The sequence below is a fragment of the Maribacter sp. IgM3_T14_3 genome, assembly GCF_049603095.1.
Taxonomy (GTDB): domain Bacteria; phylum Bacteroidota; class Bacteroidia; order Flavobacteriales; family Flavobacteriaceae; genus Maribacter.
This window is the reverse complement of the sequence record NZ_CP187138.1, coordinates 335,560-353,159: the sequence shown is the minus strand read 5'-3', so window position 1 is coordinate 353,159 and position 17,600 is coordinate 335,560. Positions and strand designations below refer to the sequence as shown.

Below are 17,600 nucleotides of genomic sequence, written 5' to 3'. Positions count from 1 at the left end.
AAAGTATAAACTGAGGGTGAAGGAAAATACATTTTAATATGGAGTTTTGCTTTATTTATATAAGCGATAATTACAAAAAGTGAGTAGGGGAATTTTGTTGCTTAATTAATTGTTTATAAGGTAATTAAGTTATTTTATTTAAGGATGAAAGTGCTGTGAAAATCAATAATGATATATAACATATAGGTATTCCTTAATCAGTTTTAGGGCATTCTACTTTAACTATAAACTGCCGTACCGATGCCACTAAAACAATTAGTACTGCACTACCAGTAAATATGAAGAAAATGAGATTCGATTTTAGGCAAATGCGAAATAAAGGGAAGTATAAAACATATTAGGATGATTAAACAGGCTGGCACAGCCCCAAATTTGGGGCACTCATTAGTTATGTCAGATACAAGAATTTTGCAAGAGGTTATTAATGAATTGATTCGGTCTGGTGTACGGTATGCATTAGCTACCATGTGTGTTGTTATGGGTTATGCGACTATTCTTGAATGCTGTTTTAAAAAATAGAATTAAATTTAATGATCTTATAATTTAAAATCAATATTAGTTAAACTACATAAATGTAGTATTTAACCTATAAAAAAGGTTTAATGGACAACTATAATTAGTATAGGCAATGATGAATGATAACTTTGTATAAAGTATAAAGTAAAAAAAGAAAACACCATTCATGCTACTAGGTAAAAGTTCAATTGAAATAAATTATTTAGGTTTAAAGATTATACTGATGCTATGTTTGTGGCTTCCGTCTATAAATTCAAATGCCCAAATTGTTTCAAATGATAGTACAAGCACTAAACTGAAAGCTTTTAGAGCAACTCCAAATTATAAACAGGATACCCTCTACATAGATTTTTTATATGAACTAGCGAGAAAAAGTGCAATCTATGATTTAGACAGTCTGTCCAAGTTGGCAAAGGAGACTATTGATCTAAGCAAATCTATAAATTATATAAAGGGAGAGGCGATAGGCTATCTAAGTATGGGGTCATATTATTCAGAAACTGGGCAACGCGAAAAGGCCATTGAAAGTTTCTCAAAGGCTCTTGATAAAGCTAAATCCATAAATGAAATAACACATATATTGAGGGCTAAAAACCTTCTAGCTATTGAATATGAATACAATGAAGAATATGCAAAGGCTTTACGGGAGTATTTAGAAGGTATTGAGCTAGCAAAACAAACCAAATCTTATAACAATCTTTCTACTTTTTATGTAAATATTTCCAATTTATACAGCAGTCAAAAAGAAATGCAGCAATGTATCTATTTTTTGAAACTAGCACAGGAAAACAATAAATTAGTAAATGACGATTATATTAAAGGTTTGACCTTGGCGAATTTGGCAGCAAGCTATATTGATATCAATGATTTGGAAACCGCTGGTAGTTACGTTGATGAAAGTATTTCCATTTTTGATAAAATTAATTTAGAAAGTTGGCAAATGTATGCTTATGAATTAAAAGCTATAATTTATAACCAACAAAACCAACCCAGTTTAGCATTACAGTGGTTTAAGAAAAGTGAAAAAATTCATGAGTCCATAGATCAAACCAGATATAAAATACCACTATATAATGGTATTGCTAAAGCTTATTACAAATTAGAAGATTTTAAAACTTCTGAAGGTTATGCCTTAAAGGCGTTAGAAATATCAAAAACCATGAATCTTCTAGAGGATCGTGATATAACTCTTCAAATTCTATATGATATTAATAAGACGGTTAATGCGCCAATAAAGGCATTGACCTATTTAGAAGACTTGAAAACATTATCTGACACACTAAACATCAAAAAGAACGAAAGGGAGCTACGTATATTAAAATCCAATCTTGAATTTGACCAAGAAAAAGAAAGATATATTATAGAAAACGAAAAGAAAGTTACCCAACAAAAATATTATTTCTATGCTGCTCTTTTTGTTCTTTTATCTGCATTGGTAATCATCTTTATTCTTAGAAGAAATAATACTGTTCAAAATCGATTAAATAATAAACTTACCCAACAATCTATTCAATTAAAGAAAAAAGAAACCTTCTTAAGAAATTCTAACAATACAAAAAGTAGATTATTCTCGATTATTGCCCATGACTTAAAAGGACCTATAAACTCATTTAAATCTATGTTTGATTTGGTGAATTCTGGTGATATGAGTTCTTCTGATTTTATGAATTTTGCACCATCGATGTCGAAAAACATAAACAATATTTCATTTACGCTTGATAATTTACTTTCCTGGGGTCAATCTCAAATGGATGGTATGGTAACCAAACAAGAAGTTACAAATATCAAATCTATAGTTGATGAAAACATTGGGTTACTTTCAAAAAGTTTTAGTCAAAAATCAATAATAGTCGAAAGTAAAATTGATAATCATGTTTTGACATGGTCAGATAAAAATCAAATAGGAATTGTCATTAGAAATATTCTTAGTAATGCCTTAAAATTCACCCCTGAAAATGGTACGATTACGATTGGAGCTAATGATAAGAATGAATTTTGGGAAATTTGGTTTCAAGATACTGGGGTGGGTTTAACTAAAGAATCACTTGAGAAAATATTCTTTAAGGAAGAAACATTTACCACTTACGGCACTAATAACGAGAAAGGTACCGGCTTAGGGCTAATGTTATGTAAAGAAATGGTTGAAAAAAATGAAGGGAGTCTTAGGGCTGAAAGCATTGTGGGTAAAGGCACTTGCTTTTACTGTACTATTCCAAAAGCCATCGATAAAGACACTATCCCATTAACTGTGTAAGTTAAAAATAACAGGGGTTGGACTTTTATCTAAAGTCTGACCCTTTTTTCATAGATCGTCAGGAACTGATTTAGGATTATGCCCCAGTTCCTTACAGGCATCGACCACTTTTTGGTGGCCTCCCTTACCGCCAAATATACGGATTTCATCACGGCATCGTCCGTCGGGAAGGACAGCTTGTTCTTGGTGTACTTCCTGATCTTGCCGTTCAGGTTCTCGATAAGGTTGGTGGTATAGATTATTTTCCTGATCTCGATGGGGAACTCGAAGAACACGGTAAGCTCGTCCCAGTTGTCCCTCCAGCTTTTGACGGCATAGGAGTACTTCCCTTCCCATTTGTCCGCAAAGTCCTTTAGGGCGGCCTTCGCCGCAGCTTGTGTAGGTGCGTTGTAGATAAGTTTCATATCTGTTGTAAAGGCTTTTTTGTCCTTCCAGACAACGTACCTACAGGCATTCCTTATTTGATGCACCACACATATCTGGGTCTTGGATTCGGGGAACACGTTCTTGATGGTCTGGGTGAACCCGTTCAGATTATCGGTTGCGGTTATCAGGATGTCCTCGGTGCCACGGGCGCGTATATCGGTCAGTACGCTCATCCAAAAAGCGGCGGACTCGTTCTTGCCCAACCAAAGCCCAAGGACCTCTTTCTTACCGTCCCTGCGCAATCCTACCGCGATATAGACCGTTTTGTTGATGACCTTCGAGTTCTCGCGTACCTTGAACACGATCCCGTCCATCCAGACGATAAGGTATATCGGTTCCAATGGCCTGTTCTGCCAAGCGACGATGTCCCCGGAGATCTTGTCGGTTATCCTCGATATGGTGGATGTGGAGATATCGAAGTTGTAGACCTCCCGTATCTGCTCTTCGATATCGCTGTTGCTCATTCCCTTGGCATAGAGCGATACGATCACGTTCTCGATACCGTCGACCATATTACCGCGCTTGGGCACGATCATGGGGTTGAAACTGGCATCCCTGTCCCTTGGCACCGCGATCCTTGATTCCCCGAAGGAGGTACGGACTTTTTTGGTCGAATGGCCGTTACGTGTGTTCCCGTTCCTGGCCTTTCCATGTTTGTCATAATCGAGGTGGCCGTCAAGCTCGCCTTCCAGCATCTTCTCGATACCACGTTTTTGGAGTTCTTTCAGAAAACCGTTCAGCTCGTCACCGGTCTTGAACTGTTTTAAGAACTCATCGTTGAATAATTCCTCTTTCTTCATAATGGTGTGAAAATTTAAAGTTAAAAAAATAGCGGGGGCATGCCCCCGCTATTTTTTTATTTACACACTTTATGAGATAGTCCTTCGATAAATTAAAAGATTTAACCTAGTGGAATTTCCGATTAAGTTTTTATCTAGCGTTTCATTATTCATTTCTTATTTAGTAAAACGTTAGAAAGCATGGGTAGCGTACCAGCACATCTCAAGGTCAAAACTTTCTGTATAGATAAATTCAGAATCACTATATTTCTTCTTCTAATTAATTGGTTTAGTGAATTATGATTATTATTCAGCATGGTATTATTAATTCTAATATTTATGACGATTAAATATTCATACGATCACTTAAGCCAATATTAGTTTTTTTAAAAACTTCGTAAATAAAATTTGGCAGAACATTAATGTACTCTATCTACTATTTCTTTCTTGTAGTGAAACCAGAAAAGGTACTTCCGTAATTAAATTACCTCAATTAGCAATCACAGCATATAAAACGCCAATCACTATAATACCTGTAAAAGTATAGCCCACTAATTTACCGGCGACTTTTGAACCTTTAAATACCGTAATGCCCAACTTAACAAGCATATTACTCATGACGGCGGTGACAATAACAGAAGATGCTAGCTTTATTTTTTCTGAGTCAGATGCAAATTTCGCAAGGCTAATAGTTATAGCATCGGTATCTGCCAAACCAGCAATTAGGGCTGAATAATACAGTCCGCTTTCTCCAAAGAATTGATTACTGTAAAAAACTGCAAAAAGAATGACAACATAAATAAAACCGAACCCTATTGCATTAAGAAGGTTCATTGGGTTGCCAAGGTTAATATTCGTGTCCGGTTTATTGGTATCCTCTTTGATTAGAACAAGAGATATTACAAAGCAAATTACAGAGAATACAGCAAAAGGTATGGCTACGTACATGAAGAGTGCACTATTGAATATGAAGGTCAATAATGCGAGTCGCGGAAACATAATTGCCGAGGCAATGATGATACCGGCGGCATATTTTTTAGACAGTTCAGGAGATTCAATGCTTCGCGATGCATAGCTCCAAGTTACCGCGGTACTTGAAATGAGTCCGCCGAGAATAGCGGTTAATAGAATTCCCTTTTTAGAACCTACAAATTTGACCAGAAAATAACCAATGAAGTTTAAGAAAGATACAATCACTATAATAGACCCAATTTCAAACGGATTAATCAATTCATTAGAGCCGTAATTATAATTGGGTAAAAAGGGTAAAATCAATAAAGCGATAATAGAAAATTTTATTAAGGCAAAAAGTTCGTCTGATGTAATATTTCTAATAACGGTATGAAAACGTGTTTTAAGAGAAAGTAATGTCACAATAATTACAGCAGTAGCAACCGCATTTCTATAATATTCTGCAGATACCATTAACCCTAATATAAGGGTTGCAATCAAAGCTATGTTGGTGGTAAAACTTCTTTCGTATGCTGCAGTCTCTTTATTTAAATGATTGAATCCTAAAAAGAAAATGAAGGCACCTAAACCAATAATAGGCAACCAAGTTGTGTAGATTTCGGTAAGGCTACCTAATGTAAAACCTAAAATAGCCACAATAGGGAATGCTCGTATACCTGCAAAGCCCTTATCTTCTTTTAGGTTATTATATTCTCGCTCGAGTCCGAGAATAAGACCTATGCCCAAACTAATAAGCACCCCTAAAATATACGGGTCTAATACTTTTATTATTTTATCAACTTCATCCATGTATTTACCGTTTAAAATTGATCATTTCTGAAAATAGAAATAATAATATAAAAACCTAATATAGCAGATAGCACAAACCCAATAGCACCCAAAAGAGGTATTCCATTGATTAACGGTGGCATTTTTGCCATTACCAATAATGATGAACCTATTGAAAGTGCAGCGATGATCACTGAGAATACCAAACGGTTTACAGCCTTACTTGTAGCAGTCTGAAATTCTTTAAGACCTTTATGTTCGTGTACAATTTCTAACTTGCCATCTTTTATTTTTTTTATGATGGTGTTTATATCGTCGGGCAGTGTATCTGCTAAGGCATTTATATCTTTTAAACGGTTCAGGTTCTTTTTAAACAGGTATTTTAAACTAAATCTTTTTCTTAAAATCTTTGCGGTATAAGGTTCTAGATTTTTGGTGATATTAAATTCGGGATCAAGTTTAAGACCGACACCTTCAATAAGAACAATACCTCTTATGAGCATATATAGATAGTGGGGAATTATAATTTTATTCTCATATAGCACAATTTTAAACTGCGATAAGGTATCGCCGAGTTTAATATTTTGAATGGCAGTATTGCTAATACCTTCTAATAATTGATAAAGGTCTTGTTCTAGTTTTTTATAATTGGGTATGTTAGTTCTAATAGCAATTTTCTCAAGTAAAGTGATTATTTTTTTAACGTCTTTACTTAAGAAATAGAGTAAAAGGTCATTTATAGATTATTTTTCGTTAGATAGAATAGTACCCATCATTCCGAAATCTAAAAAGCATATTTGTCCGCTTTCCGGAAGTATAAATATATTACCAGGATGCGGGTCTGCGTGAAAAAAACCAAAATTTAATATCTGTTCAATATACAGGTCTACACCAATTTTAGCAACCGCTTTTGGGTTTATATTAGCTGCAATCAATGCTTCAACATTAGATACTTTAATGCCATCTATAAACTCCATACAAATAATTTTATCTGTAGAAAGTTCTTTATAAACTTCTGGAACATGAATAAACTCGTTACCCGCAAAATTTTGGGCAAAACGTTTTGTGTTATCTATTTCTTTTGCAAACTGAAGCTCTTCTTTAATACTGCGTTCAAAAGATTCTATAATACGAATAGGTTGTAAAGATTTTGCCTGTGTGCTGTATTTTTCAAGACTATCTGCGACCTGCTTCATTACCATAAGGTCGGCTTCAATAATCTCGGTGATATTTGGTCTTTGAATTTTTAAAATTACCTCATTACCATTTACGAGTTGCGCTAGATGTACCTGTGCCAATAATGCTGCTGCTAAAGGCTCTAATTCAATTGTAGCGAAATACTTGAATTTTTCAATACCTAATTCTTCTTCAATAGTAGTTACAACATCGAAGTCTTTAAGTTTAGGTACATGATCTTGTAACTTTTCTAGCTCTACTATTAGTTCAAGTGGTAGCATGTCTTCACGAGTACTAAAAATCTGTCCGAGTTTTATATAGGTGGGCCCTAGTTCCTCTAGTACCATTCTTATACGTTCATATTTAGAAAAGGAAAGATTAGTTTTCGTCTCCGGATGTTTTTCTAAATATGATTTTGGAATTATTTTAAGGATAGGACTATGGGATAACACATCTTCAAAGCCATATTTAACCAGTACGTTAAATAGGGTAGCATACCGCTTTATTTCTTTTTGAGTAGGAATTCTTAAAATGGCCATGATAGTTGATATATGATGCTTTTTAAATTCAAATTAAGCATTTAGAAGAATTGGAAATTTTGGTATAGATAACATTTAAGAATAAAATAATTAGTCTTTCGTACTCTTATGCTCTTTTAAATAATGATATAGCATTTGTTTCAAGCTTTCTAAATATTCTTGCATAACAACCTTATCCATGTGTGGATGTTGACTAACAGGCAAGGTCATTGGGTTTTCATCTAAAGAACGATACAGTTCTGGATAGTTAGTTTCTATATTCGTAGTTAGCGCTGTAATTTCATTTAATACTTTGTGTAATTGCTTCATCTTTTATTAATTTAGAAAATATATTTTTAAGTTACCAGACCTAATCGTTTTACCATTTCTTCACCATTAATGACAAGTTCGGTGATAGCGAAAACTTCTTTTCGATTTGCCCTGAATTGTTTTACGAATAGTGTAAGGTCGTCTTCAAGCTGCTCATGTTCAGTTCTAAAGATGTGAGAATCGTATGCAAAAGGATTATCTATTAACTCAGCTAAATGATGTAGGTGTGTATCAATTTTTTTAACAAGTCCATCACATTTCTTATCTGTATCAATAAGGCTAACTTCAATTTCTCGAACCATATCGATATTATCTTTCTTGGCGATCCACATAAAGTATTTATCTATTAAATGATGTAAAAACTTTAAGTCTTCATTATAGAAAGCCATATCTGATTTCCAATGTTCGGATAGTACGAATAGCGATTTCCAGTCAGCCTCATGAATATAATTGTCTTTTGGTCTATTTCTAAAATTGCTCATGTCCCCACGTTTTAATTAAAGTATAAAGTTATCCCCTAAAAGGTTGAAAATTTATGACCAAAATCATGAATGGTTAATGCTGGAATAATTGGTGCGTTATATCTATTAGTATAATTTTAATTAGTGTCTGATAAAAGTATAAGCTCATCTTAATTTTTAAATTTAATATGTGCGAGGCATGTTGTATAATAGCGCAATTCTAACACAAATAATCTATTAGAATTTGCTTACTATCAGTTTAATGTTAATTTTAGAACATAAATAATAAAAATTCTTATGGCTTTAGAAAATAATAATGTGTTAGCGGATGAAAAGCCAATATTAGAAGAAAATACAACGGTAAAACAGGGCGGTATTACCATAGTAGATGCCATAGAAAATCTAGAGGCAGAATTTAATTCTGCGGAAATCCCAGAAAATACCAAAAAGAAAAAAAATAAGAAAAAGGCTGCTTCTGTAATGAAGAATGAAATAGAGAGGAAGACTAAATCAAGCAATTTTAAATTAAGTAAAAAGATGAAAACAGCGATTAAACAAGTTACGAAATCAGCTAAAAAAGTAGATGATTTAAAGAACAAGTTGAAGAAAGCTAAAAAAAAAGACGCAAAGAAAAGTAAAATCAAAAAAATAAAAAGCAAGCTAAGCACCTCAGTTAAAAGACTGAAAAGTAAGCTGAAAAAACTTAGAAAAGTTTTAAAATAATTAGATAAACCGAGATGAAAATCTCGGTTTTTTTATGCTCTGAAATCGGCAACTTCATATGAATTAAAAGGGAATACTACTTATATCTTCATTTGATTCACCTTTAAAACTTTATGATGTTTTTAATAAGATTCTTCCAAGCATGATTTTACTCATATAATACCTAAAAGATTTCCCGTTATTTTGAATTATAATAATTTATAATTCATGCGATATCTGAACATAAGTGTACTGTTACTACTATTTCTCTCTTGTGGAGAGAAACAAGAGAAGGTACTTCCGCAAAAATCTCAATTGATATCTTCGGTTTATGCATCGGCAACTATTCAACCAGATAGCATATATCAAGTTTATGCCGTTGTTGCCGGTATTTTAGAGGATAACCTAGTAGAAGAAGGAGATTTGGTGAAGAAAGGAGACGCTATTTTACAGGTAAATAACCGCACGCCTAAATTAAATTCAGAAAACGCGTATTTGACCTTGCAGCAGTCCAAAGAAAATTTTCAAGGTAATGCCGCTATTTTAAAAAGTATTGATGACGATATTTATGCTGCACAACTAAAATTCAATAATGATTCGATCAATTTTGCGAGGCAGAAACGACTTTGGGAGCAGAACATAGGATCAAAAGCAGAGTTCGATACTCAAAAGTTAGCCTATGAGCTTTCAAGAAATCAACTACGTCAGCAAAAGTCTAGTTATGACAGAACAAAGAATGATCTAGAGACAGCTTTGCAGCAGGCTAAGAACAGCTATTCATCCTCAAAAATTATAGCAGAAGATTATACTATTAATAGCAAGATCACCGGTAAGGTTTATGCCTTGTTTAAAGAACCTGGTGAGCTTATTAATACACTAGAACCGTTAGGGGCAATTGGAAGCGCTACCGACTTTAAAATAGAAATGTTGATAGATGAGGTAGATATCATTAAAATTAAATTAGATCAGAAAACATTGATCACCTTAGATGCATACCCAATGGAAGTGTTTACGGCTACGGTGAGCAAAATATATCCACAAAAAGATGAAACATCACAAACATTCAAGGTTGAGGCACTATTTAAAAATCCGCCTAATGTTTTGTATCCTGGTCTTGCCGGCGAGGGTAATATTGTAATTTCAGAAAAAGAAGATGCACTTACCATACCCAGGGAATATTTAGTTGATGGTAATAAAGTAATAACAGAAGAGGGAACGGTAACGGTAGTAGTCGGGGCGGAAAATTTAGAAAGGGTTGAAATTATTTCTGGTATTACCGAAAATGATATGATTTTAAAACCAGTTCAATAATGAATTGGCCAGTTATACTAAATATCGCCAAAATACATCTTCTCACCAAGATGAAATCTACCGCAACGGCAGCGTTGGGGGTTACTTTTGGTATAGGTGCTTACATTACCATGGTAAGTTTTATGACCGGTCTAAACGATATGTTAGATGACTTGGTATTGAACCAAACACCACATATTCATTTGTATAATGAAATAGAGCCCACCATTGATCAGCCAGTTTCGCTGTATGAGCAGTTTAATAACGCTGTTCAAATGATCAGTTCTATAAAGCCGAAAAACGGACAAAAAAAGATTCATAATGCGCTTCCTATTTTAAATCATTTAAAACAGATGGATGAGGTAAAAGGAGCAACGGCGCAAGTACGCGCACAGATATTTTATTTATCAGGTTCTATAGAATTGTCTGGTAATTTAATCGGTGTAGATATTATGGAGGAAACACGGCTTTCCAATATGCGCGATTATATCGTTGAAGGCTCACCAGAAGCTTTGAATACTATGGATAATGGTATTTTATTAGGTTCAGGTCTAGCCAAAAAAATGTCGTTGAAAATTGGCGATAGAGTGCAAATCAGTACTGCGCGAGGAGCTGTTTTTCCATTAAAAATAGTGGGTATATACCAAAGCGGAGTGGCAGATATCGATAACTCTCAAAGCTATTGTAACTTAAAAACAGTACAGCGAATTTTAGGCGAAGCACAAAACTATATCACAGACATAAATATAAAATTAAACAATATTGAAAATGCCCCAATATTGGCCAAGGGTTTCGAAAAACAATTTGATGTCACAGCGACCGATATTAATGAAGCAAATGCCCAATTTGAGACCGGTACCAATATTCGTAATTTAATAACATATGCGGTTTCAATAACACTTTTAATAGTAGCAGGCTTCGGAATATATAATATTCTAAACATGCTTATTTATGAAAAAATGAAAGATATCGCCATTTTAAAAGCTACCGGTTTTTCAGGTAAAGATGTGCAGTACATTTTCATGAGCCAGGCAATGATTATTGGTATTGTGGGTGGCGTTTTAGGTTTGATTTTAGGGTTTATACTTTCAGTACTCATTGACGGGGTTCCTTTTAAGACAGAGGCCCTGCCTACAATGACAACGTATCCGGTTCATTTTAGCGCTATGTATTATGTAATAGGTATTGTCTTTGCGTTAATATCAACTTTTATAGCAGGGTGGTTGCCCTCTATCAAAGCAAAACATATTGATCCGGTAAAAATTATAAGAGGTACTTAAGAAATAATAAATGGACATTGTATTAGAGGCAAAAGATATCAATAAGCATTTTTATAAGCCTAAAGATTTTCATGTTTTAAAAGATATTTCCTTTAAAATATTTAATGGGGAATTTGCTTCTATTATGGGGAAATCTGGTTCTGGAAAATCTACGTTGTTATATATATTATCAACGATGGATACCGAGTATACCGGCGAATTATTATTGAACAACAAATTAGTAACCGGTTTGTCTGCAACCGAATTATCACTTATAAGAAATGAAAATATAGGGTTCGTATTTCAGTTTCATTATTTATTATCTGAATTTAGTGTGGTTGAAAATGTCATGTTGCCAGCTAAAAAATTAGCTCGTAAAAGTCATCAAGAAATTGAACATGATGCTATGCAAAAATTGAAAATGTTGGGTATAGAGTCTTTAGCATTACAAAAAGCATCTCGAATTTCTGGTGGAGAAAAACAACGTGTAGCGATTGCTAGGGCACTAATTAATAATCCGTCTATACTTATGGGTGATGAACCGACGGGGAATTTAGATAGCTACAATTCTGATAATGTTTTTAATATTTTCAAGCAATTAAAAGAAGAAGAAGGGTTGTCGTTGCTTGTTGTTACGCATGATGAGGATTTTGCCAAACGAACAGATTACATCATTCAAATGGAAGATGGCCGTATTGTGGGTAAATCGAGTAACTTGTAACAATTCACATGTAACATCTTTTCATTTAATAGCACTAGAACGTTATGTGATTTCTAGAATACGAACTTTATGTGGACTTCAATTTTTATTGGTATTTATGTATTGATTGCATTGTCTATAGTGTTGTCAATCTTATTATATGGGGCAAAACCAACCAAAAGTTTGGCTTGGCTTTTAACCATTTTTGCACTGCCTGTGGGTGGTATTTTCCTTTATTTATTATTAGGTAGAAACAGAAGAAAGTATAAGCTTATTCAGGATCAAAAAGACTTGTTTAGTAAACTACCCAAGCCAAATATCGAGCAGATAAACGTGTTTGACGGCAAGTATGGTAAATTAATGAGGCTTAGTTATAAGAATTCTCATTTTCCACCAACTTCAGGCAATGATCTAAAAATATTGAAAGATGGTAAAACAACTTTTGAAACTATTTTTCATGCCTTGGAAGGTGCAACGAACCGTATTCATATTCAATATTACATTTTTGAAGACGGGGACTTAGCTACTAGATTACTAAAACTATTTGAGGAAAAAATTGCTCATGGAGTCGTTGTTAGGTTAATTTATGATGGTATCGGTAGTTTTTCTTTAAGCAAGAAATATCTAAAGAAACTTATAGAAATTGGTGTAGAAGTATATTCTTTTCTACCATTCAAGTTTGGGAGGTATTTTTATTCCTTAAATTTTAGAAACCACCGAAAAATCATCGTTGTAGATGGCAAAGTTGCTTTCACCGGCGGCATTAATGTATCAGACAAATATCTAAAAGGGCAAGTTGGTTTGGGTAAATGGCATGATATGCATTTAAGACTAATAGGTAATGCTGCTACACAACTGGATCAGGTTTTTATGACAGATTGGTACTTGGTCAGTACGCAATTATTAGAACCCATAAAACTACCTCTGAGTATTGCAACAGATCCTAATGCAAATGAATTGGTACAAATAGTTGCCGGTGGTCCGGATGATGATTTTCCGGTGTTAGAGCAGACTTATTTTTCTATGATTAATATGGCCAAGAACTATATTTATATTACTAACCCATATATTATACCAGGGCAGGCATTGGTAAGGGCATTGCAAACTGCAGCATTGAGTGGAGTAGATGTGAGGTTGCTAGTTTCAGAAAAGGCAGATAACCAAGAAGTAAGTTGGTCGGTACATTCTTATTTTGAGCTGTTCTTAAAAGCAGGAATTAAGATATATCTTTTCCCAGACGGCTTTCTACATAGTAAAATAATGGTAAGCGACGACGCCATATCTTCTATCGGTACAGCAAATTTAGATGACCGAAGCTTTGAGCAAAATTATGAGGTAAATGCTATTATGTATCACAAGCAAATTGCCAAACAATTGAAAGAAGATTTTCTAAACGATTGTCTTATTAGCAACGAATTAACTTATGATGAATATATCAAAAGATCTTGGAGCAAAAAGCTGAAAGAAGGTGTCGGCAAAGTACTGAGTCCGTTATTCTAGAATCCAGTTTTATTCTACCTGAGAGGTAAATACCAGATCTTGATCTTCCATCGCTACAATGATCATTTTTACGTAATCTTTAATCGCTTTTTTGACGTCGTCAGGCTCTGTAATTTCGATGATTCCCCTCCAGATCATAGCTCTTTCTTTACCTTCACAAATACAATATAGTGTTGTCTCTGCATGGTAAATTGTATATTTTTCGTAGTAATTATCGTCGTAATAAATGCCTTGGTGCTCTAAATAATCATCATTAAATCGAGACTGGTGATCATCCCATCTAGAGATAGATTTTACAAAGCTTTCACGATTTTCAGACCCTATTATTTTAGTAAGTAAAATGGCATCAAAATCTTTGTCTAAAAGGCTTTGTTCGACATCGTCTAGTTCTTTATCTGTCTTACGAGAATCGGTAAGCGAAAGGTCAAAAATATCTACACTACGCCATGCTTCAACATCTCTATTTGTAAATTCATTTTGAAGTTTACTTTCAAAGTCTTCGCGTGTATCATCATTTTGTGCCATGCCTACGATTAGAACTTTGTTGGCATTGAATATTACGATATCGGGGTTTTTCCAGTTTTCTACTAAACTAATAGAAGAACAACCCATTAACATCAATGATAATACTACAATTAACTTTTTCATAAGGCAGGTGTATTTAATACTAATATCTTTCGAAGATACTATTTTGAAAAAGTTAGAGATATGACCATTGTCAGTCTATATAAATAGCAAAACATATTAATAATAACAATTATACAAGTAAATCTATCGTTTCTTCTAACTTCGGTATATGGCAATTCCACCCTTTGGTATCTCTTATTTTTACTTTAAAAGCGTCTAATGCGCCTGGTTCACCATGAATTAAGAAAACATTTTCTGGGGTATTTTTAATACCATCGATAAAATGAAGAAGTTCTGCTTGGTCTGCATGTGCAGAAAGGCTTTCAATAAAATGAATACTAGCTTTTACAGGGTAGTATTTACCAAAGAGCTTAAGTTCATGTGTACCCTCTAACAATTGTCTACCTCGTGTACCTTCTGCTTGGAACCCAACTAATAAAACTCTAGTTTTTGTCTCATCTATTAATTGTTTTAAATATGTGAGTACACGCCCGCCCGTAACCATACCACTACCTGCAATCACAATTTTAGGTCTAGGATCATCTATAGTTTTCCAAGTATCGGCGTATGAAGATGTTATGGTGAAGTGATTGCACATAGCTTTAAAATCGCTTTGGCTAAGCTTATGCCAATCTGTATATTGTTCAAATACATCTAAAACATTACTGCCCATGGGGCTGTCTATAAAAATGGGTATGTTGGGTATTTTATTCTTTTTATATAAATCCCAAAACAAGAACATGAGCAATTGTAATCTTTCAACGGCAAAAGAAGGTATAATTAACGTACCACGGTCATTAATGGTTTTTTGAACCAAATCACTTAAAATTTCAGTGATATTTTCTTTAGGATGTAGTTTGTTGCCATAGGTACTTTCTAAAAAAAGGTAGTCTGCCCATTCTGGTCTTTCTGGGGGCATTAAAAGTTCATCGTTCAACCTACCTACATCACCTGAGAAAACGAACATTTTTCCGAATATCTCTAATTCAATAAAAGTAGAACCAATGATATGACCGTTATATCTGTATTTAAATCGGATGTTTTCTGAAAGCTGAACCCACTCATCTCTTTTTCTTCCTGAAAATAATTTAATGGTTTTTTCAGCTTCTATAATAGTATAAAAAGGTAGTGCTTTGGGGTGTTTAGAAAAGCCTTCTTCATTTGCCTTTTTTGCTTGCTCTTCTTGAATTTTAGCACTGTCAAGTAAAATAACACGAGCAACAAATAAAGTAGGGTAGGTGCCTGTGATGTCTCCGTTAAAACCTTCTTTTACCAATCTAGGTAAGTAGCCAGTGTGGTCTAAGTGACCATGTGTTAATAAAACGACATCTATTTTACTAGCATCTATAGATAAGGGCTCCCAATTTTTTTCACGTAATTCTTTAAGACCTTGAAACATGCCACAATCTATCATGATGTTCAGTTCGGGAGTTTCTAAATAAAACTTAGAACCCGTAACCGTACCAGAAGCGCCTAAAAATTTAATGCTAATTTTTTTCATACTATTAAGATTTACAGAGTTGTGAGATTTCGTCTAAAATTTTTGATTTACGATCGGTAGAAATACCAAGGTGATCTAGGAAAAATTTGTCTTTTACGAGTTGCCTGCACAGAACTACATTTCTGCTTAATAGAAATTGTTTTTCTCGTTTAGATAGTAAGCTAGAAACCGTAATAGGGTAGAGCCCAAGCCGATCAATTCTGTCTTTTAGACCGTCGTTTTGTGGTAAATCCCAACTTAAAAGATAGAGGTCTGCGCACTTGCCATAAGTTAGGGCATCTTCGGTGAATCTAGTATTAGTAACTACCCAACCTTTATTCAACGGTTTGTTATTTTTGTTCGTAACCCAATGTGCTTTTACATCATTATATCTAGAATGTATATAAAGCGGAATTTTAACGTTACAATTTCGCCCCTCTTCATTGTGAAATTTACATTCTATAAGAGTAGCTGTATCATTTTTTTCGGCAATAACATCGATTTCATGAGTAACGCAGGCACCATTTACTACGATATCTACTTTTACTTCATAGCCTGAGTATTGCAATATAGCAGCTATAAAACGTTCGAATGGAAAACCGGTCGGTCCCAATTCATAGATTGCCTTTTTGAGTTTGTATTTAGATGCGAATACAGATTTGTTCTTTTTAAGTAACGAATATGCCCTATTATAGATTTCATTGGTGGTAATACCTTCAAAAAGTTCATCATTTACTTTACTTACAATTTCTTCTACCAGTTCATGGTTTGCACCACTATGCTTAAGAGAGTTACGAAGTTTGTCTAACGAGAACTTCATTTTCTGCCCAGAAGATTTTATAATGTCAATAGATTCTATCGTATCCATATTACTTTTTTAAATTAACTTCAATAGGTGGTATTTCTAATAATTGTAGGGTGGTAGAAGCTAATTTTACTTTACCATTTGTTTTCGAAATTGCTTGTACTATATGTTGAAATAGGGTATGTTTTGTATTTCTTCTTCTTTTATAATCTGTGATATAACGTAGGTTCAACTGAACCCAATTATCTGTTAGGTTCATCGCTATAGTTGGTTCAATGGTAGCATCTTCAATGTAATAATGCGCCACCATTTCTTCCCATTTTGCCTTAGATTTTTCGGTATAATCTAAAAGCAGCTCATTGGCACTGTTCATCATGATGGTTTTAGCCAATTCGGCGTCAGATGTATAGGTGATAAGTATATTGAGCTCATCCCAAACGAAGGGAAAATCCATCGAGTAATTCTTTATCGGACCTTTAAAAACAAAAGCATTACTAATTTTTACAATTCTACCAGAATAGTTATCACTGCTAACCCATTCGCTAATTTCCATAATAGTGGTGTAAATACTGTCGATATCAATAACATCGCCTTTTATATTATTGATTTCAATACGGTCACCGGGTTTGTATACGCGAACGAAAAAAATATAGAAAGAGCCTGCGATACTCAGAATCAATTCTTGTAGGGTAAAGGTTATACCAGCGGTAAATAAGCCGATTATAATGGTGTAATCTTTTATACTGTCGACAGTAAAAGCCATAAGAACTAAGAATATTATAAGTACGTAACCTATAAGTTCAACACCCTTTTGAGCTTTGTATCTAATAGAAATATCTTCAATTCTCTTTTTAAGAGTTTTTCTTATAAAGCTGATAATGAAAACTATAAAGAGTATCCACGCAATTAACTTAACTATTTTAATTAGCGTCGTATTCTCTAATAAGCTCGAAAATGTATCCATTTAAATTATTTAAAAAAACCGCCAATGAAGCGAATTCTTTGACGGTTTAACTTTAGACATCAACCAACCAAAG

General features: G+C 34.0%; 17 protein-coding genes. 7 read left to right on the top strand and 10 right to left on the bottom strand.

Annotated features, from left to right (window positions below; genetic code table 11):
- The first annotated feature begins 342 nt into the window (after positions 1 to 342).
- Both ACPF9A_RS01655 and ACPF9A_RS01650 read left to right on the top strand, forming a co-directional pair.
- Positions 343 to 519 (top strand): hypothetical protein, encoded by a 177-nt coding sequence (locus ACPF9A_RS01655; protein ID WP_424001060.1) that lies wholly within the window; start codon positions 343 to 345, stop codon positions 517 to 519.
- Between the two features lie 163 nt (positions 520 to 682).
- Positions 683 to 2,770 (top strand): tetratricopeptide repeat-containing sensor histidine kinase, encoded by a 2,088-nt coding sequence (locus tag ACPF9A_RS01650; protein WP_424001058.1) that lies wholly within the window; start codon positions 683 to 685, stop codon positions 2,768 to 2,770.
- A 29-nt stretch (positions 2,771 to 2,799) separates the two neighbouring features.
- Here the strand turns inward: ACPF9A_RS01650 and ACPF9A_RS01645 are convergent, their stop codons facing one another.
- The 6 genes from ACPF9A_RS01645 to ACPF9A_RS01620 all read right to left on the bottom strand — a co-directional run bounded on the left by ACPF9A_RS01645 (position 2,800) and on the right by ACPF9A_RS01620 (position 8,221).
- A complete protein-coding gene (locus ACPF9A_RS01645; protein ID WP_423997793.1) occupies positions 2,800 to 3,996 on the bottom strand; it encodes an IS256 family transposase in 1,197 nt (398 codons plus the stop codon).
- Between the two features lie 468 nt (positions 3,997 to 4,464).
- Positions 4,465 to 5,736: an MgtC/SapB family protein gene (locus ACPF9A_RS01640; protein WP_424001056.1), complete on the bottom strand. Its 1,272-nt coding sequence runs from the start codon at positions 5,734 to 5,736 to the stop codon at positions 4,465 to 4,467.
- Positions 5,737 to 5,747: 11 nt separating this feature from the next.
- Complete coding sequence (locus ACPF9A_RS01635; RefSeq protein ID WP_424001054.1) at positions 5,748 to 6,260, bottom strand: hypothetical protein; 513 nt, start codon at positions 6,258 to 6,260, stop codon at positions 5,748 to 5,750.
- 198 nt (positions 6,261 to 6,458) lie between these two features.
- Positions 6,459 to 7,430, bottom strand: a complete 972-nt coding sequence (locus tag ACPF9A_RS01630) for an ABC1 kinase family protein (protein WP_424001052.1) — start codon at positions 7,428 to 7,430, stop codon at positions 6,459 to 6,461.
- 90 nt (positions 7,431 to 7,520) lie between these two features.
- On the bottom strand, positions 7,521 to 7,739 hold the full coding sequence (locus ACPF9A_RS01625) for a hypothetical protein (protein ID WP_424001050.1): 219 nt from the start codon (positions 7,737 to 7,739) through the stop codon (positions 7,521 to 7,523).
- Between the two features lie 26 nt (positions 7,740 to 7,765).
- On the bottom strand, positions 7,766 to 8,221 hold the full coding sequence (locus ACPF9A_RS01620) for a hypothetical protein (protein ID WP_424001048.1): 456 nt from the start codon (positions 8,219 to 8,221) through the stop codon (positions 7,766 to 7,768).
- 276 nt (positions 8,222 to 8,497) lie between these two features.
- Here ACPF9A_RS01620 and ACPF9A_RS01615 point away from each other — a divergent pair, with 276 nt between their 5' ends.
- The 5 genes from ACPF9A_RS01615 (at position 8,498) to cls (ending at position 13,651) form a co-directional block, all read left to right on the top strand.
- Positions 8,498 to 8,923, top strand: coding sequence for a hypothetical protein (locus ACPF9A_RS01615; RefSeq protein WP_424001046.1), 426 nt, complete (start codon positions 8,498 to 8,500; stop codon positions 8,921 to 8,923).
- 207 nt (positions 8,924 to 9,130) lie between these two features.
- Positions 9,131 to 10,213 (top strand): efflux RND transporter periplasmic adaptor subunit, encoded by a 1,083-nt coding sequence (locus tag ACPF9A_RS01610; protein WP_424001044.1) that lies wholly within the window; start codon positions 9,131 to 9,133, stop codon positions 10,211 to 10,213.
- Positions 10,210 to 11,472 carry an ABC transporter permease gene (locus ACPF9A_RS01605; RefSeq protein WP_424004397.1) on the top strand — a complete coding sequence of 421 codons (1,263 nt, stop codon included), beginning with the start codon at positions 10,210 to 10,212 and terminating at the stop codon, positions 11,470 to 11,472. Before ACPF9A_RS01610 ends, ACPF9A_RS01605 begins: the two co-directional genes overlap by 4 nt.
- Before the next feature lie 10 nt (positions 11,473 to 11,482).
- Entirely contained in the window at positions 11,483 to 12,172 is a 690-nt protein-coding gene (locus tag ACPF9A_RS01600) for an ABC transporter ATP-binding protein (RefSeq protein WP_424001042.1), read from the top strand.
- 69 nt (positions 12,173 to 12,241) lie between these two features.
- The gene (cls, locus tag ACPF9A_RS01595; protein ID WP_424001040.1) at positions 12,242 to 13,651 is read left to right on the top strand and encodes a cardiolipin synthase; all 1,410 of its coding nucleotides are present in this window, start codon (positions 12,242 to 12,244) and stop codon (positions 13,649 to 13,651) included.
- 9 nt (positions 13,652 to 13,660) lie between these two features.
- Here cls and ACPF9A_RS01590 read toward each other — a convergent pair whose 3' ends face one another.
- The 4 genes from ACPF9A_RS01590 to ACPF9A_RS01575 all read right to left on the bottom strand — a co-directional run bounded on the left by ACPF9A_RS01590 (position 13,661) and on the right by ACPF9A_RS01575 (position 17,527).
- Positions 13,661 to 14,299, bottom strand: coding sequence for a hypothetical protein (locus ACPF9A_RS01590; RefSeq protein ID WP_424001038.1), 639 nt, complete (start codon positions 14,297 to 14,299; stop codon positions 13,661 to 13,663).
- A 109-nt stretch (positions 14,300 to 14,408) separates the two neighbouring features.
- The gene (locus ACPF9A_RS01585; RefSeq protein ID WP_424001036.1) at positions 14,409 to 15,779 is read right to left on the bottom strand and encodes an MBL fold metallo-hydrolase RNA specificity domain-containing protein; all 1,371 of its coding nucleotides are present in this window, start codon (positions 15,777 to 15,779) and stop codon (positions 14,409 to 14,411) included.
- A gap of 4 nt (positions 15,780 to 15,783) precedes the next feature.
- On the bottom strand, positions 15,784 to 16,626 hold the full coding sequence (locus ACPF9A_RS01580; protein ID WP_424001034.1) for an ATP cone domain-containing protein: 843 nt from the start codon (positions 16,624 to 16,626) through the stop codon (positions 15,784 to 15,786).
- 1 nt (position 16,627) lies between these two features.
- The gene (locus ACPF9A_RS01575; protein WP_424001032.1) at positions 16,628 to 17,527 is read right to left on the bottom strand and encodes a mechanosensitive ion channel family protein; all 900 of its coding nucleotides are present in this window, start codon (positions 17,525 to 17,527) and stop codon (positions 16,628 to 16,630) included.
- Positions 17,528 to 17,600 lie beyond the last annotated feature (73 nt).